17 protein-coding genes are annotated in these 21,988 nt (G+C 69.1%); 8 read left to right on the top strand and 9 right to left on the bottom strand.

Annotated features, from left to right (window positions below):
* Positions 1-23: 23 nt before the first annotated feature.
* Positions 24-1,061, bottom strand: a complete 1,038-nt coding sequence (locus EF834_RS06190; protein WP_206615189.1) for a YlbL family protein — start codon at positions 1,059-1,061, stop codon at positions 24-26.
* Between the two features lie 122 nt (positions 1,062-1,183).
* Here EF834_RS06190 and EF834_RS06185 point away from each other — a divergent pair, with 122 nt between their 5' ends.
* Positions 1,184-2,620: a zinc-dependent metalloprotease gene (locus EF834_RS06185; RefSeq protein ID WP_127946341.1), complete on the top strand. Its 1,437-nt coding sequence runs from the start codon at positions 1,184-1,186 to the stop codon at positions 2,618-2,620.
* A gap of 29 nt (positions 2,621-2,649) precedes the next feature.
* On the opposite strand, the gene EF834_RS06180 is transcribed toward EF834_RS06185, so the two are convergent.
* Entirely contained in the window at positions 2,650-3,255 is a 606-nt protein-coding gene (locus EF834_RS06180) for a M48 metallopeptidase family protein (RefSeq protein ID WP_235871021.1), read from the bottom strand.
* Positions 3,256-3,510: 255 nt separating this feature from the next.
* On the opposite strand from EF834_RS06180, the gene EF834_RS06175 reads away from it, so the two are divergent.
* Positions 3,511-4,365: a hypothetical protein gene (locus tag EF834_RS06175; RefSeq protein ID WP_127946340.1), complete on the top strand. Its 855-nt coding sequence runs from the start codon at positions 3,511-3,513 to the stop codon at positions 4,363-4,365.
* 7 nt (positions 4,366-4,372) lie between these two features.
* On the top strand, positions 4,373-5,716 hold the full coding sequence (locus tag EF834_RS06170; protein WP_127946339.1) for an ABC1 kinase family protein: 1,344 nt from the start codon (positions 4,373-4,375) through the stop codon (positions 5,714-5,716).
* A 22-nt stretch (positions 5,717-5,738) separates the two neighbouring features.
* Here the strand turns inward: EF834_RS06170 and EF834_RS06165 are convergent, their stop codons facing one another.
* Positions 5,739-6,062: a WhiB family transcriptional regulator gene (locus EF834_RS06165; RefSeq protein ID WP_127946715.1), complete on the bottom strand. Its 324-nt coding sequence runs from the start codon at positions 6,060-6,062 to the stop codon at positions 5,739-5,741.
* Between the two features lie 549 nt (positions 6,063-6,611).
* Positions 6,612-8,783, bottom strand: coding sequence for an ATP-dependent DNA helicase UvrD2 (locus EF834_RS06160; protein ID WP_328590544.1), 2,172 nt, complete (start codon positions 8,781-8,783; stop codon positions 6,612-6,614).
* A gap of 142 nt (positions 8,784-8,925) precedes the next feature.
* Here EF834_RS06160 and EF834_RS06155 point away from each other — a divergent pair, with 142 nt between their 5' ends.
* Positions 8,926-9,150 carry a mycoredoxin gene (locus EF834_RS06155; RefSeq protein WP_164874089.1) on the top strand — a complete coding sequence of 75 codons (225 nt, stop codon included), beginning with the start codon at positions 8,926-8,928 and terminating at the stop codon, positions 9,148-9,150.
* On the opposite strand, the gene nudC is transcribed toward EF834_RS06155, so the two are convergent.
* Entirely contained in the window at positions 9,147-10,079 is a 933-nt protein-coding gene (nudC, locus tag EF834_RS06150; RefSeq protein ID WP_127946336.1) for an NAD(+) diphosphatase, read from the bottom strand. The two genes, EF834_RS06155 and nudC, sit on opposite strands and share 4 nt — an antisense overlap.
* Positions 10,080-10,184: 105 nt before the next feature.
* The gene (locus EF834_RS06145; protein WP_127946335.1) at positions 10,185-11,252 is read right to left on the bottom strand and encodes a potassium channel family protein; all 1,068 of its coding nucleotides are present in this window, start codon (positions 11,250-11,252) and stop codon (positions 10,185-10,187) included.
* A gap of 195 nt (positions 11,253-11,447) precedes the next feature.
* Here EF834_RS06145 and EF834_RS06140 point away from each other — a divergent pair, with 195 nt between their 5' ends.
* Positions 11,448-11,843 carry a DoxX family protein gene (locus EF834_RS06140; RefSeq protein ID WP_127946334.1) on the top strand — a complete coding sequence of 132 codons (396 nt, stop codon included), beginning with the start codon at positions 11,448-11,450 and terminating at the stop codon, positions 11,841-11,843.
* Between the two features lie 4 nt (positions 11,844-11,847).
* On the opposite strand, the gene EF834_RS06135 is transcribed toward EF834_RS06140, so the two are convergent.
* Both EF834_RS06135 and EF834_RS06130 read right to left on the bottom strand, forming a co-directional pair.
* Positions 11,848-15,297: an ATP-dependent helicase gene (locus tag EF834_RS06135; RefSeq protein WP_127946714.1), complete on the bottom strand. Its 3,450-nt coding sequence runs from the start codon at positions 15,295-15,297 to the stop codon at positions 11,848-11,850.
* The gene (locus EF834_RS06130; RefSeq protein WP_127946333.1) at positions 15,228-18,560 is read right to left on the bottom strand and encodes an ATP-dependent helicase; all 3,333 of its coding nucleotides are present in this window, start codon (positions 18,558-18,560) and stop codon (positions 15,228-15,230) included. Before EF834_RS06130 ends, EF834_RS06135 begins: the two co-directional genes overlap by 70 nt.
* Positions 18,561-18,615: 55 nt before the next feature.
* Here EF834_RS06130 and EF834_RS06125 point away from each other — a divergent pair, with 55 nt between their 5' ends.
* Genes EF834_RS06125 through EF834_RS06115 form a run of 3 tightly spaced genes read left to right on the top strand, consistent with a single transcriptional unit; the run spans position 18,616 to position 21,525 of the window.
* Positions 18,616-19,392 (top strand): alpha/beta fold hydrolase, encoded by a 777-nt coding sequence (locus EF834_RS06125; RefSeq protein WP_206615214.1) that lies wholly within the window; start codon positions 18,616-18,618, stop codon positions 19,390-19,392.
* A gap of 8 nt (positions 19,393-19,400) precedes the next feature.
* The gene (locus EF834_RS06120; protein ID WP_127946331.1) at positions 19,401-19,697 is read left to right on the top strand and encodes an MGMT family protein; all 297 of its coding nucleotides are present in this window, start codon (positions 19,401-19,403) and stop codon (positions 19,695-19,697) included.
* A 43-nt stretch (positions 19,698-19,740) separates the two neighbouring features.
* Entirely contained in the window at positions 19,741-21,525 is a 1,785-nt protein-coding gene (locus EF834_RS06115) for an NTP transferase domain-containing protein (RefSeq protein WP_127946330.1), read from the top strand.
* On the opposite strand, the gene EF834_RS06110 is transcribed toward EF834_RS06115, so the two are convergent.
* A complete protein-coding gene (locus EF834_RS06110; protein WP_127946713.1) occupies positions 21,514-21,885 on the bottom strand; it encodes a PLD nuclease N-terminal domain-containing protein in 372 nt (123 codons plus the stop codon). The genes EF834_RS06115 and EF834_RS06110 overlap by 12 nt on opposite strands.
* Positions 21,886-21,988 lie beyond the last annotated feature (103 nt).

Genomic DNA, 21,988 nt, shown 5'->3' with positions numbered 1-21,988 from the left:
GAACAGGACTGACCAGAATTCGACTAGCAGCTCGGTGCGGGTGCATCCGCATTGATCGCGTCGAGAGCGTCGATAGCGCCGTTCAGTGTCTCGACCCTCACCAATTCGAGGCCGTCGGGCTGGTTGGCGCGCGCCTCGTCGCAGTTCTCCGCGGGGACCAGGAACGTGCTCGCGCCCGCCTCCTCCGCGGCGATCATCTTGTAGGGGATCCCGCCGATCGGTCCTACGTTGCCGTCGGGGTCGATCGTGCCGGTGCCCGCGACGAAACGGCCTCCATTGAGCTCGCCGGGGCTCAACTTGTCGATCACGGCAAGACTGAACATCAATCCGGCCGAGGGTCCGCCGATATCTGCCAGGTTGAAGGCGATCGTGAAAGGCACGTCGGGCGTTTCCTTGGCGGTGACTCCCAGGTAGCCCTTACCGGCATCCTGTCCACCGTCGACGTCGGACCGGGAACCGAGGGTGACCGGTGCGGTCGACTCGACGCCGTCGCGCCGGTAGGTGACCGGCACGGTCGTGCCCGGGGCCACCGCACCCACGACCTCGCGTAGATCGTAGAGGGTGTCGACGGGCGTGCCGTCCACCCGTAACAGCAGGTCCCCATCCTGCAGCACCGATGCCGCGGGTCCATCCGCGCCCACAGCCGTCAGTTCCAGCGCCACCGGCAGACCGAGGTACCGCAGCGCGGCCAGTTCCGCGCTGTTCTCGGAACTCTCGAATTGCGCCGAGTTCTCCTCCTGGACCTCGTCCTTCGACTTCTGCGGCGGATAAACCTCCTCGCGAGGTACCAGACCCTGGCGCCCACTCGACCACAACCCGAGAGCGTCGAACAACGTCAATTGGTCGCGCACGGCGACGGTCGTCATGTTGAGGTTGCCGCTCGTCGGGTCGACCTGGGTGCCCTCGATGTCGACAACCGGCTTGCCGTCGACGTCGCCGAGCGTGTTGAAGGTCGGACCCGGACCGAGCGCGACGAACGGCACCTTCACCGTTGTACCCAGCACTCCCAGGGCCACGACCGGAGCCAGCGCTGCCAGCAGGGTCACCATTCGTCGGTTCACCAGGCCAAGGATAGAGCGCCGCGGACGGCACCCCGTCGGACGCTCGCTCACTGCGGGCGGTGTTCGCCGCCAGCGTGATCTCCGAACGGGCCATCACACGCTGGGCCTTGTACCGTTGAACTATGAGTGATCTGCCCTTCGGTTTCTCCAACGCCGACGACGACCCCGACCGTAAGAAGAAGGACGCGGGCCGGGAAGAGGGCGGACCATCCGGCCAGCCATTCGGCTTCGATCCCAGCGCATTCGGTCTCGGTGGTGGCGGCGGCGCGGGCGGCGCGGGCTTCGACCCGGCGGCCCTCGGCCAGATGCTCTCCCAGTTCGGTCAGATGCTCAGCGGAATGGGCAGCGCGATGGGTCAGGGCGGCCAGTCCGGCCCCGTCAACTACGACGTCGCGAAGAACCTCGCCCGGCAGCAGATCGGCTCGGTGACCCCGATCACCGAGGGCACCGCGTCGGCCGTCGCCGATGCCGCCCGGTTGGCGGAACTGTGGCTCGACGGCGCAACGACGCTCCCGGCCGGCGCGACACGCACCCTCGCCTGGACTCCGAACGACTGGCTCGACGGCACCCTCGAGACCTGGAAGCGCCTGTGCGATCCGGTCGCCCAGCACGTGTCCGGCATGTGGGTGGAGGGGCTTCCCGAAGAAGCCCGCAACATGCTCGGCCCGATGACGGGGATGCTCACTCAGATGGGTGGCCTCACTTTCGGCTCCCAACTCGGCCAGGCGCTGGGCCAGCTGTCGAAGGAGGTACTCACCTCCACCGACATCGGCTTACCGCTCGGTCCCGCCGGCACAGCCGCGTTGCTGCCGGCCGCAATCGAAGCCTTCACCGAGGGCCTCGAGCAGTCACACCGCGAGGTGCTCGTGTTCATCGCGGCCCGCGAGGCCGCCTACCAGCGTCTGTACAGCCACGTTCCGTGGCTGCGGCAGCGCCTGCTCTCGACCGTCGAGGACTACGCCCGCGGGATCCGCATGGACTTCTCCGCGATCGAGGAAGCCGCGCAGGGCCTCGACCCGTCCGCGCTGACCGACCCGTCACGGATCGAGAAGATCCTGCAGCAGGGTGCGTTCGAACCGCAGACCACGCCAGAGCAGAAGCAGGCACTCGAACGGCTCGAGACACTGCTCGCACTCGTCGAGGGCTGGGTGGAGACCGTCGTTTCCGAGGCGCTCGGTGACCGCCTGCCTGGTGTAGCGGCCTTGTCCGAGACGCTGCGCCGTCGGCGGGCGACCGGCGGTCCGGCTGAGCAGACCTTCGCGACCCTCGTCGGCCTCGAACTGCGCCCCCGCAAGGTGCGCGAGGCCGCGCAGCTGTGGCGGCGACTGACGACCGACACCGGCATCGATGCCCGTGACGGTGTGTGGTCGCACCCCGACCTACTGCCCGACTCTTCGGACCTCGACAACCCGGCCGCGTTCATCGACCGGGTCGTCGGCGGCGACGCCAGCACGTTCCACGACCCGATCGCACAACTCGAGCAGATCGAGGCGCGTGAGCGTGAGGAGAAGAACCGCGAGAGCGACGACCCCGACGCTGGGCCGGCAACCGAGGGTTGACCGGTGAGGGTTGCTACTCGTGGGGGTTGCTAACCGGTAGAGGTTCCCGGGTCGTCGGTGTCCGAGCAGTCGCGGGCCGTCATGTCGGCCAAACCCGGTTGCCGCGTCACGACGGAGTACGCCTCGAGGTAACCCATCGCCCGCTCGGTCTTCGGATAGCTACGCACCTCCCGCCAGAACCGTTCGTTATGGCCGCCGGCAACGTACAAGTGCACGAGCTCGTGGACCAGCACGTAGTCCAAGACGTATGCCGGCACCGTCTGCAACACCTCGCTGACGCGGATGGTGCCGTCGGTCGGCGTGCACGACGCCCACCGCGTTCGCATCGACGGCACCCACCGCACCGACGTCGGTGCAGCGGCGTCACCCAACCACCGCGCCGACAGGCGCGCGGCGCGCTCGGCCAGTTCGACGTCGCTGCGTTCGGCGCGGGCTGCGGCGCGCCGGTCGGCTCGCTCGAGCTTCCCGATCATCTCGGCAACCAATTCGGCTTCCGCCTGCGTCGACAGGCCGGTCGGCATCAGCACCACCACCTTGTCCCCTTCGCGGCGCGCGCTGACGGTGCGCTTCCGCCGTGCGCTGCGGCGAATCTCCACCTCGGGTCGGCCACTGTCAGAGGTGCGGGTGCCAGTCACGGGGACCCACGCTAACGGGACCCTGCGACACCCGCACGACGAGTGGTGAACCAACCTCCGCGGAAGGACGAAACCGCAGTTCACAGCGCCTGCATTCCTGTGGACAAGCGGCGCAACCGGGCGGCTCGGGCGGCCACGGGGTGCGATCGTCGAGGCATGGCCCCGGAATCTCCGACACTGGAATCTCCAACACTGGATGCTCCAACACTCGAAACCCCGACACTCGAAACCCCGAGACGGGTCCACCATCCGACGTTGGATCCGCGTCGTCCCGTTCTGATCCGGCCCAGCGGGCGGGTGCAGATCGGCTGGGACCCGGACACCGCCCTGATCCTCACACCGCCCGCCGGTGTGGACACGGCGTCTCTGGTGGCTGCGCTGCAACTGCTCGACGGCCGGACTTCCCGCCCGACCGCGGTCTGGCGAGCCATCGCACACGGGATAAGCCCCACCGACATGTCCACGCTGCTCAGCGAACTCGACGAGGCCGGGCTACTACAGCCGACCCCGACGCCGGCGGATCCCGCCCGCACCATCCGGATTCACGGTCGTGGACCGCTCGCCGACGCGATCGCAGACGGGCTCGCCGGAGCACCGGTACGGGTCACACGGTCGACCCACTTCACCACCGACACCGACGTCACTCGGTGGAACAGCATGTGCGTGGTCCTGACGGACGATCTCGTCGCGGACCCGCAGCTGGTCGACGCCCTGTGCAGCGCCGGGATACCGCACCTGCAGGTTCGCCTGCGCGATGGCCGCGGTGTAGTGGGACCACTGGTGCTGCCCGGCCACACCAGTTGCCTGCGATGTGCCGACCTCACACGGTGCGCGGTAGACGACGAGTGGCCGCATGTCGCCGCGCAGTTGCTGGGCAGGGTGGGCCACGCCGGCCCCGCCGCCGTCATGGCCACCGCGGCAGTCGCGCTCGGGCAGCTCGAAAAGGTGCTGTCCGGGGTGGCCCGGCCCGCGCCCGCGAGCCTCGACGCCACACTGGAACTCGACCTGGACACGCACCGCCTGGCGGTCCGGCCGTGGCCGCGCAACCCTCGGTGCGCCTGCTCACGATCGACAATGTTCTTGGACGAACCCACAAATCTTCCGTCATGATGGACTCGTGTCCGACATCCCTCGCAGAAGCACTGCCCGCACCGCCAAGCTAGCGAGCATTCCGCTGGGCATCGCGGGACGGGCCGCGATGGGCTTCGGGAAGAAGCTGGCCGGCGCGGACGGTGACGCCATCGACGCCCAGCTGACCACGAAGGCCGCCGAACAGCTGTTTTCCGTGCTCGGAGAACTCAAGGGCGGCGCGATGAAGCTCGGACAGGCCCTCAGCGTGATGGAGGCCGCGGTTCCCGAGGAGTTCGCCGAGCCGTACCGGGAGGCGTTGACCAAACTGCAGGCCGAGGCACCGCCACTGCCCGCCAAGCAGGTGTATCGCGTGCTCGACCAGCAGTTGGGCACCCGCTGGCGCGAACGATTCGCCGACTTCGACGACACCCCGACCGCGTCGGCCAGCATCGGTCAGGTGCACCGGGCGGTGTGGTCGGACGGCCGGGAGGTGGCCGTCAAGGTCCAGTACCCCGGCGCCGACGAGGCCCTGCGCGCGGACCTCAAGACACTGTCCCGGTTCGCGGGAGTGTTCGCATCCACGCTGGCGGGCACCGACGTCAAGCCGATACTCGACGAACTGAGCGCCCGCACCGAGGAGGAACTGGACTACCGGATCGAAGCCGACAACCAGCGCGCCTTCGCGAAGACTTTCGCCGGTGACCCGAAGTTCGTCGTGCCCCGAGTGGTGGCCAGCGCCCCCAAGGTGGTTGTCACCGAGTGGATGACGGCGACGCCGCTGTCCGAAATCATCACCAGAGGCACCATCGAACAACGCAACACCGCGGGCGCGTTGCTCGCGGAGTTTCACTTCGTCTCCCCCGCCCGCGCCGGGCTGCTGCACTGCGATCCCCACCCTGGCAACTTCATGCTGGACGACGACGGCCGCCTCGGCATCATCGATTTCGGCGCAACCGCGCCCATGCCGAATGGACTGCCACCGGTACTGGGCCGCATGGTGCGGTTGAACCTCGAGGAACGCTACGACGAACTCACGGAGCTGTTGCGGGACAACGGTTTCGTCCTACCGGGCCGAACTGTCACCGATCAGGAGATCGCCGACTATCTGCGCCCGTTCACGGATCCGATCCGCACCGAGTCGTTCCACTTCACCCGCGCGTGGCTGCAGAAGGCCGCGGGCACCGCAACCGACTTCTCGAGCGCACGCTTCCGGACGGCCCGTGCCCTCAACCTGCCCCCCGAGTACCTGATGATCTTCCGCGTGCTGCTCGGGTCGGTCGGCATATGCGCCCAACTCGACGCCTACGCGCCGTACATGAGGATCCTCACCCAGTGGCTCCCGGGATTCACCGAGGACGACACCGGTCTCGAAAGCCTCGACGGCGCGTAGGGCCTGATCGTCGAGTTGCGTGCTAGGCGCACACCCAGGTCTTTTGCTTCCCTGGGCTCACAGCGGTCGCCGGGCTCTTTCGCGGCCGGCCGCGTGGCCGCTTGCGGGCGATCACGACACCCTGGTCGAAGATCTCTCCACCCCACACTCCCCAGGGCTCTGCCCTATCGAGCGCCGCGTTCAGGCATCGACTGCGGATCGGGCATCCCGCGCACAGTTCCTTGGCGCGTTCGAGATCCGCGGGGGTGTCAGCAAACCACAGGTCGGGGTTGTCTCCGGTCCGGCAGGGCAGTTCCCGGCGTGCCGAGCGGACGACTCCCAGTCCGTCGGTGACGGCATGGTTCATGTTGCGTACTCGGCATGTCACGGTAGACACGTCTTCTCCTTGTCGTTTCGAGCGGTTGGCTCATGGTTCGTGCCGGGTTCGAGGTTCGGGGCGAACCGCGGTCGAGTGCCTGGAGCGGTGGGGCTCGAAACACGAAGGCCACGGTTCGCTGCTGCGATCCGTGGCCTCGAGGAACGGGCGGAGTGTCTACCGAACGGTGGTTCGGTGTCTACGCCAGGCCACGGATGCTGCTGCCGTCTGCGCTGCTGTGCGCAGACGGTTTACGTGCGGTGTTTTCGCCGCAATTGACGCGGCGACCGTTTCGGTCGCCGGGAGGTATGCGCATGCGGGCACCGATACACGTGCAGCTGTTGTGTTCCAGCCGTTCATCGTTGCCACCTCCCTTTCGCGTCGACGCGAAGCGCCGGCGCCGACTAGCGCGTCACCGGGTATCCGCGTATTGGACAGGTCACCGCACACGAGCTTCCCCGTGGCGTGCGGTCTAGAGTATGGGACCCAAACAGACCGCACAAGTTATTTTTGACCTGCGGTTTTGTCGACGGTCGCCGGTCAGGTCAGATCCAGAGTCTGCGCCGCGCGTTCGCCGCGCACCACCGCCAGGACATCGGCGCCGTACTGTTCGAGCTTCTTCGCGCCGATGCCGGGGATCGCGACGAGTGCCCGTTCGTCCTGCGGTTGCTGCTCGGCGATGGCCGTCAGCGTGTTGTCGCTGAACACTACGTACGCGGGCACCTTCATCTCGCGGGACCGCTCCCGGCGCCACTGTTTGAGCGCTTCGAACAACTCGACGTCGAGATTCGACGGGCACTGCTCGCAGCGACCGAGCATGGTCGCCGTCGCCCCCATCAGTTGCTTCCCACACACCCGGCATCGCGGAGGCTGCCGCTTGGAGCGGGCGGGCTTGGCGATCCGTGACGCCGGCGAGTCGTCCGGGATCAGGCCGTTCAAGAATCGGGACCGGCGCCGCGTCTTGCGCCCGCCCTCGGTACGGGCGAGCGCCCACGACAAGGCCAGGTGCTCGCGGGCACGCGTCACCCCGACATAGAACAGGCGGCGTTCCTCCTCGATCCCGGCTTCGTCACCGGACGAGTTGGAGTCGCCGAGGACGTGCGCGATCGGCAGCGTGCCCTCGGTGACTCCGACGAGGAACACCGCGTCCCACTCGAGGCCCTTCGCGGCATGCAGCGACGCGAGCGTGACACCCTGCACGACCGGTGGATGCCGCGCCTCGGATCGTGCGGCTAGTTCACCCAACAGTCCGTTCAGCGTCAGGAGTGGGTCGTGAGAGAGCAGCTCCTCGGTGAGCGCGACCAGCGCGGTGAGCGAATTCCACCGTTCGCGGGCCTGCACACCGGCGGGCTCGGTCTCCGTCAACCCCAACGGGACCAGCGCCGCACGCACCAATGTCACCAAGGCCTCGCCAGAGTCGGCACCGTCGGGCAGATCGTCGCGGCCTGCGACCTGCCGAAGCGCCGTGACGGCCTGGCGCACCTCCTGACGGGTGAAGAAGCCCTCGCCGCCGCGCACCTGGTATGGGATGCCGGCCTGGGTGAGTGTCTGCTCGTGTACCTCTGACTGGGCGTTGATCCGGTACAACACCGCGATCTCGGACGGCTCGACGCCCTGGCCGATGAGCTTGCTGATCTGCTTGGCCACGGCTGTGGCCTCGGCGGGCTCGTCGTCGTATTCGGCGAACGTCGGCTCGGGTCCGGACGGTCGCTGTCCGACCAGCTGCAGCCGCGTCCCGGCGATGCGCCCGCGGGCAGCGCCGATCACCCGGTTGGCCAGCGACACGACTTCAGGAGAGGACCGGTAGTCCCGCTCGAGCCGGACGACGGTCGCGTCCGGGAACCGGCGTGAGAAGTCCAGTAGATACCTCGGCGTGGCCCCGGTGAACGAGTAGATGGTCTGGTTGGCGTCACCGACGACGGTCAGATCGTCGCGATCGCCGAGCCACGCGTCCAGCACGCGTTGCTGCAGAGGGGTGACGTCCTGGTACTCGTCCACGACAAAGCAGCGGTACCGGTCACGGAACTCCTCGGCGACCGCCGCATTTTCTTCGAGCGCGATCGCGGTGTGCAGCAGCAGGTCGTCGAAGTCCAGCAGGATGCCGTCGGGATCGTTGGTCTTGAGTGCCTGGTAGACGTCGTAGACGGCGGTGACCTTCTCGGCGTCGGCCGGGACATCCCGGCGAGCACGCGCCGCGGCGGCCGCGTAGTCCTCGGGCGCAATGAGCGAGCTCTTGGCCCACTCGATCTCGCCGGCGAGGTCGCGGATGCTCTCGGTGGTCGTCGGCAAACCCACCCGGCTCGCAGCCTGCCCGACGAGCGCGAATTTGCGGTCGAGTAGACGCCATTGCGCGTCCCCGACCACCTGCGGCCAGAAGTACTTCAGCTGCCGCAATGCCGCGGCGTGAAACGTGCGGGCCTGCACCTGCGGGCCACCACCGCCGATGCCGAGGGCACGAAGCCGGCCGCGCATCTCCCCGGCGGCACGCGCCGTGAACGTGACCGCGAGAACCTGGCCGGCCGAGACGTGACCATTCGCGACGAGGTGCGCGATACGGCGCGTGATGGTCCGGGTCTTGCCGGTGCCGGCTCCGGCGAGCACACAAACCGGGCCGCGCGGAGCGAGCACCGCCGCCTGCTGTTGCGGATCCAATCCCCCGTCGAGCCGGGTCGCTGGGTTCTCCGGGGTGACGTCCGCTGGCATGCTGCCCATCCTCTCAGAACGCGCCGACATTCCCGTGCCGACCGCCGCACCCCGGCCGATGTGATGTGCGCCCAAGAGGGCGCAGGTGGGAACACTCGAGACCGGTCGTGGTGTTATTGCCGCCGTGACTATCGAAGCTCCTGCCCTGACCATGTACTCGACCACCTGGTGCGGCTACTGCCGTCGCCTCAAGAAGCAACTCGACGAGAATGGCATCTCGTACGTCGAGGTCGACATCGAGCAGGATCCGACATCCGCCGAGTTCGTCGGAAGCGTCAACGGCGGCAACCACGTCGTCCCGACGGTCAAGTACGCGGACGGCAGCACCGCCACCAACCCGACGCTCCTTCAGGTCCGAACGGCGCTGGGGCTCTAGTCGCTCGGCCTTACGTAGCCTGTCTTGACCCAGGACTCCACCATCACCCGCGCGATCGAGATCGAACCGGGCAGCCGTAGTTCGGCGTCCGACGACGCCCAGTCGCCGGCGTCGAGCGCTGCACGAACCTGATCGCGGGTGAACCAGTTGGCCTCTGCGATCTCGCCGTCCGCGAACGTCAACGCGGCGGCGGGGTCGCCCACGGCCGCAAACCCGAGCATCACTGATCGCGGAAACGGCCACGGCTGGCTGCCCAGGTACCGGACGTCCAACACGTCGAGTCCGACCTCTTCCTTGATCTCCCGAACAACGCACGTCTCGAGGGACTCCCCCGCCTCGACGAACCCGGCCAGCACCGAGAACATGTGCGGCGGCCACGCCGGCTGACGCGCCAGCAGGACCTGGTCGGCACCGTCGTGCACGAGACAGATCACCGCCGGGTCGGTACGCGGGAATTCCTCGTGTCCGGTGCTGGTACTGATCCGCGACCACCCGGACATCGTCGGCTGGGTGGGAGCGCCGTCGATCGCGCTGAACCCGGCGCGGTCGTGCCAGTTCAACAGCGCCACCGCGGTCGTCAGCAGGCCTACGCCGGACTCGTCGATCCGGTGGCCGATCATGCGCAGGTCACCCAGTTCACCCGTGAGCGCCGGAACCCGCACCGCCCACACGTGCCGTCCGCCGAGTAGCCCCAGGAACACCGCGTCCTGCGCGGGTTCTGCACCCAGTGACACGGCTGCTTCGAACAGCAGGCCACCGTCGGCGATTCGTACCTGGCCGCGGTGGTTGACCCGCAGCAGCAACGCGTCCGCCCACCCGGCGCGCAGGGCATCGGTGTCCGACCGCAGTTGCTCAGCACGGTCGATGGCGGCACGGGACAGCAGCGGCGTCTCGGCGAGGGTGAAACCGGGTGCGGTGAAGTCGGACACGCGAACGACCCTACTGCGGGCGTGCCGACGCGAGCGGCCCTGCGGGGGGCGCGCCGACGCGAGCCTGCCTACCCCCTACTGCCTACTGCCGGCTACAGCCGTCGGTCAGACGACGACGCGTCGGATGTACAGCAGAAGGTCGTCGGCCTCGATGGCGTCGACCTCGGGCGATCCCACGCGCAGCAGGCGGCCGTCGCGCACCACCCCGAGGACGATGTCCGACAGATGGCGCGGCGAGCCGCCGACCTCCTCCGGTTCGACCCCACGCTCGGCGATGGCGAAACCGGCCTCAGGAGTGAGCAGGTCCTCGACCATCTCCACGACGCTCGGCGTGGTCCGCGCGATTCCGAGCAATCGACCCGCGGTCTCCGACGAGACGACGACGGAGTCGGCACCGGACTGACGCAACAGGTGCGCGTTGTCGGTCTCGCGGATGGCAGCGACGATCTTGGCGTTGGGCGCGAGTTCGCGGGCGGTGAGCGTCACCAGGACGGCGGTGTCGTCACGGTTCGCCGCAACGATGATCGACGCAGCGTTCTGCACACCGGCCAGACGCAACACATCCGACTTGGTGGCGGAGCCGTGCACAGTGACGAGGCCAAGACTCGCGGCGGCGTCGAGTACCGCCTGATCGGTGTCCACAACGACGATGTCCGAGGGCAGGATGCCGTCACCGAGCATGGCGTCGATGGCGGTGCGGCCCTTCGTGCCGAATCCGACGACGACGGTGTGGTTACGCACGCGATGCCTCCAGCGCTGAATCTTGAATGCCTGGCGTGAGCTCTCGGTCAGCGCCGAGAGGGTCGTTCCGACCAGGACGATGAGGAAGAAGATCCGAAGCGGTGTGATGACCAGCACGTTGATCAGTCGCGCTTCGGGGGTGACCGGGATGATGTCGCCGTAGCCGGTGGTCGACAGCGAAACGGTCGCGTAGTAGATGCAGTCCAGCAGCGTCAGCTCGGGATCCTGCGCATCCCTGTAGCCGTCGCGGTCGATGTAGACGACCAGCACGGCAAGCGCCAGCGCCGCCAGCGCGTACGAAACTCGACGAACGATCGCCCAGGCCGGGCTCGTCTGCAACTCCGGAACCCGAAGGATGCTGACGAGAGCGAAGTCCGGCCGATCCGTCAGCATCTCCGCGCCTCGGAACCGCGCTCTCAAGCTACCGGCCATTCACTCGTCCTTATCTCCTTCTGGCGTCGCGCATCTTGATCATTACGCCCCGGATCGTCGCACACCGGAACGTCGCACACCGGATCGCAGCCTAGCCCCGTGTCCGGTGTTCGCGGAACGCCATCGTCGAATACGGCCCGACGAGACCGGATTCCGCTGGTGGCCGGACACATCACATTCGGGCACGATGGAGTGATGCTGTCACCGTCGAATCGCTCGAGCCAGGCCCCGGCACTGCGATTGGTCGCACTGCTGACCGGTGCCGGGATCATGCACTTTGTCCGTCCGCAATTCTTCGATGCCATTGTGCCCCGTACGCTGCCGGGGAGTGCACGCACCTACACGTACGCGTCAGGCGCCGCCGAACTGGCCACGGCGACCGCCCTCGCAGTCCCCCGGACCCGCCGGGTCGGCGCCGGACTCGCCGCGGCGCTGTTCGTCGCGGTCTTCCCGGCGAACATCCAGATGACGGTCGACTGGCTCCGCTCGGGCCGCGTGTCGGCGACCGCGAAGGCACTCATCGTGGCCCGCCTCCCGCTCCAGATCCCGCTGGTGACGCAGGCCTTGAAGGCGCGGCGCAACGCGCCCTGACCACTCAGTCCTGTGAACCGGTGCCCGTGCCGGCATCGCGGATCAGCTGGGCCAACTGCTCGGCGTCGGGCAGATCGACCGGAGCGATGGTCCGTCCCGTGCGCACGTAGTGGAACGCCGCGCGCACCCGGTTCAGCTGCAGTTCGACGGGGCCACCGGTGACCCGTGCCTGCCTCGACGCCATCAGCTCGGCCCACGCCAGCCGGTAGGCCGCGAGCTGCAGGACCACAGCCCGCTCGTTCGCGGCCGACGGCTCGGCGCCGGTCTTCCAGTCGATGACGGTCCAGCCGCCGTCCGGGTCGGCGAACACCGCGTCGATCCGGCCGCGGAGCACCGTGCCGCCTACGGAGGCCTCGAACGGCACCTCCACCTCGACTGGGTTGCGGTCTGCCCACGGTGACCTCAGGAATGCGTCCTGAAGCAACGCGAGCTCAGTCTCCGTGCCCACGCCGGTGTCGGCGGCGCCGGGCAGCTCGTCGAAATCGAGCAGCCGCGTCGCCCCGAATCGCTGTTCCACCCACGCGTGGAACGCGGTTCCGCGCCGCGCCAGCGGGTTTGGCGGGAACGGCAGTGGCCTCCGCAACCGTGCGGCCAACGCGTCCGGGTCCGCGGCGAGATCGACCAACTGGCTCACCGACATCTGCGCCGGCACCTCGACCTCTCTGGTGGCCGCTCCCCTCGCGCTCCGTTCGGCCAGCAGCGCGTCCACGTCGGCGGCCCAATCGTCCGGATCGTCCTCCGGCTCTCCGGGTTCGTCGGGCCGACCCAGTGCTTTCAGCGCGTCGCGCACGAGTTGCGCGCCACGCTCGACATCAGGTCGGCGGCGCCCGAGCGGGTCGCCTGGCCACAGCGCCTCCCGCGGCGTCGCGGTCAACGGGTTCTCGCTGCCATCCGCCGGCGCGGGTGCCCACGCGTCGATCACCCCCAGCGGTTCCCCCGCCCACGTACAGATCAGCTCGTGCAGTTCGAGCAGGAATGGTGACGGGCCCTTGGGTTCGGGCCCCGACTCGCTCCAGTGGTGGCCGGAGACGAACAGGGCCCGTTCGGTCCGCGTCAGCGCGACGTAGAACAGCCGCCGATCCTCGTCCAGCCGACGCTTTGCCAGCGCCTTCTTGTGTGCCCCGATCTCGTTCTCGAGATCCTTTCGGTCGTAGACGTTCTCGAGGTCGAGAACCGGCACCCCGTCCGCGGATTCGCCCTCGAGAGCCCGGTCCCCGCGCAGCGCCGGTGGCAGTTCGGCCACCGAACCGAGCCATGTCGCGGACGTCTGTGTGGACGGGAACACTCCCTTGGTGAGATACGGCACCGCCACGACCTCCCACTCGAGGCCCTTCGCCGAGTGCACCGTCAACACCTGGACCCGGTCTCGAGCGACCTCGACCTCGCCCGGGGTCAGGCCGTTCTCGATGTGCTCGGCGGCCGCGAGGAACGACAGCAGGCCCGTCAGCGTGGCCGAGGAACGGTTCGCGTATCCGGAGACGACGTCGGCGAACGCGTCGAGGTGCTCGCGCCCGGCTCCGCCCACCTCGGACTGACGTTTGCGAGCCTGCGCCTCGATGCCGATACCGATCACACGCTCGACCTCGGCCACCAGTTCGGTCAGCGGTTGTCCGAGACGCTCACGCAGAGATGCCAGTTCAGCGGCGAGAGCACGGATCCGCGTGTACCCCGACTCCGAATAGCGTTGGGCCGGGCCGGGGTCGGCGAGCGCGTCGGCCAGACCCGCCTGCTCGGAGTGCTCCCCCGGTAAGGCGCCGTCGAGTGCGTCGCCGAGCGCGGCCGAGTCGGTCACCGCACCCGATGTGCCGTAGCCGGAGCGGATACCGAGCTCGCCCGCGCGTCCGGACAGCGCGCGCAGATCAGCGGCCCCGATCTGCCAGCGAGCCCCGGTCAGCACCCGCACCGCAGCGCTGCCGGCCATAGGATCGGCGATCAGGCGCAGCATCGCGACGACGTCGGCGACCTCGGGCGTGTGCAGGAGGCCGCCGAGACCGACGACCTCAACTGCCAGTCCGCGCGCCCGCAACTCCTCCGCCATGGGTGCGGAATCGGCGTTGCGTCGCACGAGAACCGCTGCGGTGGGTGGCTTTCGGCCGTCCGACCGTGCCGCCTCGTACTGTTCGGCGATACGGTCGGCCACCCACGAACGCTCACCCGGGGCCGTGTCGAGCAGCGCCACGCGCACGTCTCCCGGTACCGCACCCGGCCGCGCCCGCAGCGTGCTGACCTCGACGCCGCGGTCCCGTAGTGGATCCGAGACCAGGTTCGCCAACTCGAGAGCCTCCGGCGGGTTGCGCCAGCTGGTGAGCAGCTCGAGTTTCGGGGCCGGGGTGCCGTCGGCGAGCGGGAAGTCGGTGGCGAACCGCGGCAGGTTGGCCGCCGACGCGCCACGCCAGCCGTAGATCGACTGCATCGGGTCGCCGACGGCGGTCAGTGCGAGCCCGGCGTCCTCACCACCACCGAACAGCGATGACAGCAGCACGCGTTGCGCGTGCCCGGTGTCCTGGTACTCGTCGAGCAGGACGACCCGAAACCGCTGGCGTTCGCTGCGGGCGACCTCCGGGTGCTCGGATGCGACCCTCGCCGCGAGCGACATCTGGCCACCGAAGTCGAGCGCTCCCTCGCGACGCAGTGTGTCCGCGAGCCGTTGCACCAGCGGCAGCAGGTCGAGCCTGTGCTGCTGCGCCTCGAGAATTCCGAGCAGCGCCTTCGACGGACCGCCGCGCTGCCTCGGGCCTGCCGGCAACGCGTGGATCAGCTTCTCGAGTTCCGTGTGCGCCTCGCGCAGATCGCTGGGCTCGACGAGGTGCTCGGCGAGCTGCGCCGACAGTGCAAGCACCGATTCGGTGATCGACGCGGGGCTGCGGTCGGTGTCGAGGTCGCCGTCCCACGCGCTCACCACGCGGTACGCGAGCTGCCACAGTTCGGTCTCCGACAGCAGCGTCGCGGACGGCTCGATCGGCAACAGCAGGCCGTGTTCGGAGAGCAGCCGTCCGGCATAGGAGTGGTAGGTGCTGACCTCGGGTTCGCTGCCGAGGATCCGGGACCGTAGCCCGCCGCCGGGGTCGAGGTCCTTCACCAGCGACGAGCCGGCCAGCGTGGTGAGCCGCTGCCGGATCCGCCGCGTGAGCTGCTGGGCGGCCTTGCGCGTGAACGTCAGGCCGAGGACCTGTTCGGGATCCACCAGACCGTTTGCGACCAGCCACACCACGCGGGCGGCCATCGTCTCGGTCTTGCCCGCGCCCGCACCGGCGACGACGAGCGTCGGGCCGAGCGGAGCCTCGATGACCGCGGCCTGCTCGGCCGTCGGCGGGAACTGCCCCAGCGCCTCGGCGAGTTCCGCGGCACCGACCCGGCGTGGAGTCCGAGGGCCAACGGGCGTGCTCACTCCGACGTCACCTGCCGTCCTTCGTCGTGTGCCGGGCAGCTCGAGAGCACCGGGCAGTGTCTGCATCCGTCGTTGATCCGGGCCGCGAAGGTCGGCCCCCGCGTCGCCGCCGCCGCCTCGTGGATCGCATTTTCCCACGATGCGAGCCCCTCGCCGTCGAACGCGAGCTGGACACGCTGTGTCGCGCCCTCCTTGTTGTGCGGCTTCGCCACGAACACCAAGCGCGCACCGCCCGGGTCCGACGCAGGCTCGCCCTCGATCAGCCCCCGCGCCGCCGCCACCTGGTAGGCGGCCAGCTGTGGGTGCTGTTGCGCCTGATCCTTCGTCAAGGCGTTCTTTGCGGTCTTGACGTCGATGATCACCGGACGGCCCTCGGCGTCGCGCTCGAGGCGGTCGATGCGGCCGCGGATACGTACCTTCGGGTCACCCTCCGCGCGCGGTTCGAGAACGCCGTCCACCGAGACCTCGACCCCGACCTCGGTCAGTTCGGACCGAGTGCCGCGCAACCAATTCGTGAACGTTGCGAGCATGCCGCGGGTGCGCTCGAGTTCACGCCGCGAGTACCACCCCGAGCCGAGGTCCACAGACTCCCAGGCCGCCTCGAGCGCATGATCGACGCGATCCGGCGGGATGTGTCCGGCGAGGGCCTGCACGAGAGTGTGGACGAGCGTTCCGGCGATCGCGTGGGTGTTGTCGCCGTCGCTGCCGCCGTGCCGCTCGAGCATCCAGCGCAGCGGGCAGTTGTTGATGAGCTCGATCGTCGACGGCGACAGCGGAACCGGCCCGTCGTCTGGATCCCACAGCGCCGAATCCGAACTCGGCGGGGCGGTTCCGTACCACTGGTCCGGGTGGGCGCCTCGGACCCCGGCGTCAGCCAGCCGCGCCAACTGGTGTGCGGCCCGACGCTTACGTTCCGGGTCGGTAGTGGCGATGTCGGGGTCGCACACGACGCTGCGCAGTTCGGCGACCAACGCGGGCAGCGCCAGCACCCGCGGGTTCTCCTCAGACGCCGGGGCGGCGGGGATATCGCCTTCGGTGTCCTGCTCGCCGCCCAGCAGGTCGTCGACGAACCGAGAGCGCACCAACTCGTCGTCGCTGCTCGACGAATCGACCGCCGTCACCAGCAGCTGCGATCGAGCCCGGCTGCAGGCGACGAGAAACAGCCGACGTTCCTCCGCGAGCCGGGGTGCCGTCCGCGACAGAGTCTCGTCACCGCTCCCCACGCCCCCCTTCCAGACACCACTGGTGAGATCGATCAGCGCCTCGGTGGCGAGTAGTGTCCCCCGCGAGCCGAGCCTCGGCCACAGCCCTTCCTGCACAGCGGCAACCGCGACCACCTGCCATTGCCGGCCCGCCGCGGAGTGGGCACTCAGCATCGTCACCGTCTCCTGGAGCGCGACCGCACGGGCGCGGGCCGTGCCAGGTATCTGCTGTCCCACCAGGTAGTCCACGAACCCCGCCAGCTGGGCGCGCGGCAACCGGTCGACATAGTTGGCGGCTTCATCGAAGAGCGCGACGACGGCGTCGAGATCGCGATCGGCCTGAGCTCCGATCGGCCCGCCGAACGCCGACGCCGCGGCCCAGCGACGTTCGAGCCCGGTCGCCTGCCAGGCCGCCCACAGCACATCCTCGATGCCCCGGCCCCGATCCAGTGGCACCCGCGCACGCCGAAGCACCTTCAACACCCTTCGCAGAGAAAGTGATTCGACATCGGTGAGACCGGGCAGCAGGTGTGCCACCCCTTTGGCATCGGGACCGTCGACGACGATGGCCCGCAACAGTTCCGCCGAGTCCCGGTCGCCACCCGACGCGAGTTCGACCCGCCGAAGGCCACGCCGCAGCCGTCGCAGGCTCACCGGTTCAGCGCCGCCGATCGGCCCGGAGAGCAGCGCGAGCGCGTCCTCGCCGGTGAACTCGCTGCCCGACAGCGCCTGCAGCACCGCCAACAGGCCAGCGACGCCGTGCTGTTTCGCCAGGGGCAGTTCGCTGGTCGCGGTCGTGACCGGCACCCCGGCTGCGAGGAGCGCTCGTCGCAGCGGCGGCAGCGCGCGCGGCACCGAGCGCACGATGATCGCCATCTGCGACCACGGGACACCGTCGATCAGGTGTGCACGCCGCAGGGTGTCGGCAATGAGGGCGGCTTCCTTGGCGGGCGTTGTCAGAACCTGGACGGCAACGCGACCGGCTGATTCGCCTCTCTCGGGAACACTCATCCCGCGGTGCGGCGGGTTACCGGGCAGCCCTCTCGCGGCCACCCGAGTCGCGACAGCCGCCACGTCGGGGGTTGACCGGAAGTTCGTGTCGAGGACCACCTGCGCCGGGTCGTCTCGTCCGGCCAAATCGGTGAGAAACCGTGGATCGGCGCCCCGGAAGGCGAAGATCGACTGGTCCGGATCGCCGGCGATGGCGGTCATTTCGGTGCCGGTGCCGATCAGCCGCACCAGCTGGGCGGCCTGCGGGTCCAAGTGCTGCGCGTCGTCGACGAGCAGGTGCCGGACGCGCAGCCGTTCGCGTTGCAACAGGTCCGGGTCGGTAGCGAAGGCGGTGAGCGCGGCGCTGATCAGTTCGGCGGCGTCGAGAGCCGGCGCGGTGGCTTCCGGCGCCTCCACCCCGACGGACCCCCGCAGCAGCATGACCTCTTCGTAGGCCGTTGCGAATCGCCCCGCTGCGACCCATTCGGGCCGCTCGTGCGCGTGTCCGAGGTCGATCAGGTCCTCCGGCCCCAGCCCGCGCTCGTTCGCCCGCAGCATGAGGTTGCGCAGTTCGGCTGCGAACCCGGTCATCCCCAGGGCGGGCCGCAGCCGCTCGGGCCAGGCCAGGGCACCGTCCTCGATGTCGCCGCGGAGCAGTTCCCGCAGCACCGCGTCCTGTTCGGACCCCGTGATCAGACGAGGTGGCGGATTGCCGTGGGCGGCGGCCTGCAGACGCAGCACCGCGAACGCGTACGAGTGCACCGTGCGCACGAGCGGTTCCCGCGTCGCGCGGGGACGGGTGTCTGCGCCGGACTCGGCCTCCCCCGCCAGCAGGCCCGCGGTGATCTCCTCGCGGATTGCAGTGGCAGCACGCCGCGATTGCGTCAGCACCAGCACCGACTCCGGGTCGACGCCGGCCGCGATCCGGGCCACCGCGGCGTCGACGATCAGCGACGTCTTGCCGGTGCCGGCTTCACCGAGGATCTGCCACGGATGCCAGCCGCGCCCGGGTGGGGCGCTCGTCAGCACGCGTGCCGGCACGGGCGCCCACGTCCGCGCCGCCGACTCCGTGACGGTTCGGCCCACAAGCCGCGCGGAGGGAGCCGCCGGCCTGGTGGATGCGCCCGATTCGGTCATGCGGAGGATCTCACCAGATGAGTCCGACAGAAGACCATCCGGCATCATGAAGCCCATGCGCGGTCTCCACACCTACTTGTTCGGCACGCCCGGAGCACCCGAGGTGCTCGCACTCCACGGGCTCACGGGCCACGGCCGCCGATGGGAGGCCCTCGGCAACGACCAGTTGAGCGACGCCCGCCTGATCGCCCCCGATCTACGTGGTCACGGCCGCTCGCCGTGGAGCCCGCCCTGGGGCCTCGAAACCCACGTGAACGACCTGATCCGGGTGCTCGACGAGCATGCGACCCGTCCCGTGGTCGTGGTCGCCCACTCGTACGGCGGCGCGATCGCGTTGCACCTCGCGCGCGCCGTGCCCGACCGGATCCGCGGCATCGTCCTGCTCGACCCGGCGCTCGGACTCGACCCGGAGACCATGGGCAAGATCGCCGAACTGACCGTGACGCACCCCGACTACACCGACGTCGCGGAGGCCCGCTCGGAGAAGGTGCACAACGCGTGGGCCGACGTTCCGGCGGAGGCGCTCGAGACCGAGCTCGCCGAGCACCTCATCGAACTCGAGGGTGGCCGCGTCGGCTGGCGCATGTCGATTCCCGCGGTCGTCGCCTCGTTCGGTGAGCTGGCCCGCGACTTCGTCCTCCCACCCACGGGTATCCCGACGGTGCTCATGCAGGGGCTTCGGGTGCAGCCGCCATACGTTACGCCTGAGTTCCGGGCTGCGCTGGCCGAGCACCTGGGGGACAATCTGACGATCGCCGACCTGGACTGCGGCCACATGGTCGCGCACGCCCGGCCCGACGACGTCGCGTCCCTCGTCCGCACGCTGCTCTAGGGGACGCCATGGCCGCCACCAGCGACCAGCAGATCGAATGCGTCCGGGACTTGGTCGCGTCGATCCCGCCCGGTCGCGTGGCCACCTACGGCGACATCGCCTCGGCGGCTGGGCTTTCGAGCCCTCGAACGGTGGGCTGGATCATGCGCACCGACACCGCCGACCTGCCCTGGCACCGTGTGCTGGGCGCGTCCGGCCGCCCGGCGCCTCACCTCGCCGACCGACAGTTGGCGAAGCTCGAACTCGAGGGTGTGCCGATCCGCGACGGACGCGTCGATCTGGCACGAGCACGTCACCATTTCTGATCGGCCCCGCGCACGCGGCCGCCGGATACGGCAGCATTGGGTCATGGGCACTGTCGGCACCCGCATCGACGCGATCATTCTCGCCGGGGGACGCGCGACCCGGATGGGCGGCGTCGACAAGCCGGCGATCGTGGTCGGTGGGCACCGGATGCTCGACACCGCTCTCGCCGCGGTCGACGGCTGTGGCCGTGTCGTGGTGGTCGGACCGCACCGGGACGAACTACCGGATCGGATCGAGCAGACCCAGGAGACCCCGGCAGGTTCTGGGCCCGTGGCCGCACTCGCTGCCGGCCTCGCCACCATCGGCGGTTCCGGCGGCGATTCAGGCGGCGATTCCAGGGAGGGTTTCGTCGTCGTCCTCGCCGCCGATGTGCCGGTCCTCGACCGGACCATCGTGTCGGACCTGGTAGCCCGGCTCGGCGACCACCCGGAAGCCGCGGCCTCGTTCGCGGTGGACGACACCGGAAGGATGCAGTTCCTGCTGAGCGTCTGGCGGCGGCGGGCCCTGGCCGACCAGCTCAGCGCCCTGGACGGCCGAGAGAACCAGCCGATGAAGGCACTGGTGCCACAGCGCTACACGACGCTCGCGGTGTCGGGAGTCGCCGACTGCGACACCGTCGAGGATCTCGAACGCGCTCGGGCGATCCACGTGCCGGGACCGATGGATGTGGCCGAGGCTCGAACTCAGATTCGGACATCGCTGTTGCCCTTGGCCGTTCGTCTCCTGCCGTTGTCCGAGGCGCTCGGAGCAGCCCTAGCGGCCCCGCTTGTCGCAGCCGAGGCGTTGCCCCGCTTCGACGTCTCTGCCATGGACGGGTACGCGGTGGCCGGCCCCGGGCCGTGGCGACTGCGGACCGAGGTCCATTACGCAGGTTCGTCGACCGATGTGCGCCTCGCCAGCAGTGAGGCCGTACGGATCGCAACGGGCGCACAGGTTCCCAGCGGTGCAACCGCCGTGATCCGCGACGAGCACGTAAACGTCTCGGTCGACTCCGAAGGGACCGTGATCCGACGACGCAGCGATGTTCCCGACCGGGACGACATGCGACGACGCGGCGAGGACTGGCAGCCCGGGCACCATCTCGCACCGTCCGGAGTGCCGGTGACGCCGGCGGTGGTATCGGCCGCAGCCAGTGCGGAGATCACGGAGGCTTCCTTGCGGGGACCGGTGCGCGCCCATGTCGTGGTGACAGGTGACGAGATCCGTCGAGACGGACCGTTGCGGGACGGCCAGACGCGCGACTCCCTGGGGCCGATACTGCCGGATGTACTGCATCACTGCGGTGTTCGGACCATCGCTCTTGCCCATCTACGGGACACCGCCGACAGCTTCGATGCACTTCTGCGCGATATTCGGGACACGGACGTCATCGTGGTGGTCGGCGCAACCGGCGCCGGTGCGGCCGATCAACTCCGAGACGCGCTCGCGCGCGCCGGGGCCAGGGTCGTCGTCGGACGGGTACGGTGCCGGCCCGGCGGCTCTCAGGTGACCGCACTTCTGGCGGACGGGCGAGTAGTGCTCGGGCTGCCCGGGAATCCACTCGCCGCGGTGGCGACACTACTAACGATGATGCCCGCGATCGTCGACGGGTTGACGGCGCGGACGCCGGCGACGCCCGAGACCGGTGTCGTGGTCAATGCGGCGGAGGCGGGGGCACCCATCACGCGGATCGTTCCCGTTGCCCGCCGGTCGGACGGCACGTGGCGGGCCGACACCGTCGTACGCACAGCTCATCTAGCGGGACTGATCGACCGGGAGGCGCTTGCACTCCTTCCACCCGACCCGGTTGACGGCCAGGTGGTCGAATTGCTTTCTCTACCCTACTGATTCACCGTCAGCGTCCGGGTTCTTCTGGCGCTGTTCCCGGGCGATTCGCCTCTGCTCCTCCGCCCGCTCTCGACAGCGCCGCAGGAACTCTTCGTCCTCACCGGAGCGCTGCGCCACGTGTCGACCCGGCCGGTCGTACTCTGGGAAGGCCGACGGCGGCGCGACAGGTCGACGCGGAGCAAAGCCGTGATCGGGGCGTCCAACGACGATCCACAGCGCCGGACCGAGCAACGGCACCAGCAGGACGACAAAGATCCAGCCGACCTTCGGAAGATTCCGCACCGCGTGCTCGTCGGCGACGATGACATCCACCAAACAGACGATCCACAGGATCATCACAATCAAACCCAAATACGGCATGAACGCCGACCCCCCCGTCTCCGTCCCGCTCACGGGACCTACAACTACTGACTCCCCGAGCACATAGATCCCGACGATGAAACCAACTCGAACCCATGTGTCG

This window comes from Rhodococcus spongiicola (assembly GCF_004011835.1).
Lineage (GTDB): Bacteria > Actinomycetota > Actinomycetes > Mycobacteriales > Mycobacteriaceae > Prescottella > Prescottella spongiicola.
The sequence above is the reverse complement of the archived record's forward strand: the minus strand, read 5'-3'. Positions and strand labels throughout refer to the sequence as shown.

What these genes read in the sequence shown, in the direction of transcription:
- EF834_RS06155 (WP_164874089.1), top strand. Translation starts at nt 8,926, where the DNA reads ATGTACTCGACCACCTGGTGCGGCTACTGCCGTCGCCTCAAGAAGCAA.
- EF834_RS06125 (WP_206615214.1), top strand. Translation starts at nt 18,616, where the DNA reads ATGCGCGGTCTCCACACCTACTTGTTCGGCACGCCCGGAGCACCCGAG.
- EF834_RS06110 (WP_127946713.1), bottom strand. Translation starts at nt 21,885, where the DNA reads ATGCCGTATTTGGGTTTGATTGTGATGATCCTGTGGATCGTCTGTTTG.
- EF834_RS06120 (WP_127946331.1), top strand. Translation starts at nt 19,401, where the DNA reads ATGGCCGCCACCAGCGACCAGCAGATCGAATGCGTCCGGGACTTGGTC.
- EF834_RS06160 (WP_328590544.1), bottom strand. Translation starts at nt 8,783, where the DNA reads ATGGGCAGCATGCCAGCGGACGTCACCCCGGAGAACCCAGCGACCCGG.
- EF834_RS06165 (WP_127946715.1), bottom strand. Translation starts at nt 6,062, where the DNA reads ATGAACCATGCCGTCACCGACGGACTGGGAGTCGTCCGCTCGGCACGC.
- EF834_RS06135 (WP_127946714.1), bottom strand. Translation starts at nt 15,297, where the DNA reads ATGCAGACACTGCCCGGTGCTCTCGAGCTGCCCGGCACACGACGAAGG.
- EF834_RS06130 (WP_127946333.1), bottom strand. Translation starts at nt 18,560, where the DNA reads ATGACCGAATCGGGCGCATCCACCAGGCCGGCGGCTCCCTCCGCGCGG.
- EF834_RS06145 (WP_127946335.1), bottom strand. Translation starts at nt 11,252, where the DNA reads ATGGCCGGTAGCTTGAGAGCGCGGTTCCGAGGCGCGGAGATGCTGACG.
- EF834_RS06185 (WP_127946341.1), top strand. Translation starts at nt 1,184, where the DNA reads ATGAGTGATCTGCCCTTCGGTTTCTCCAACGCCGACGACGACCCCGAC.
- EF834_RS06140 (WP_127946334.1), top strand. Translation starts at nt 11,448, where the DNA reads ATGCTGTCACCGTCGAATCGCTCGAGCCAGGCCCCGGCACTGCGATTG.
- EF834_RS06115 (WP_127946330.1), top strand. Translation starts at nt 19,741, where the DNA reads ATGGGCACTGTCGGCACCCGCATCGACGCGATCATTCTCGCCGGGGGA.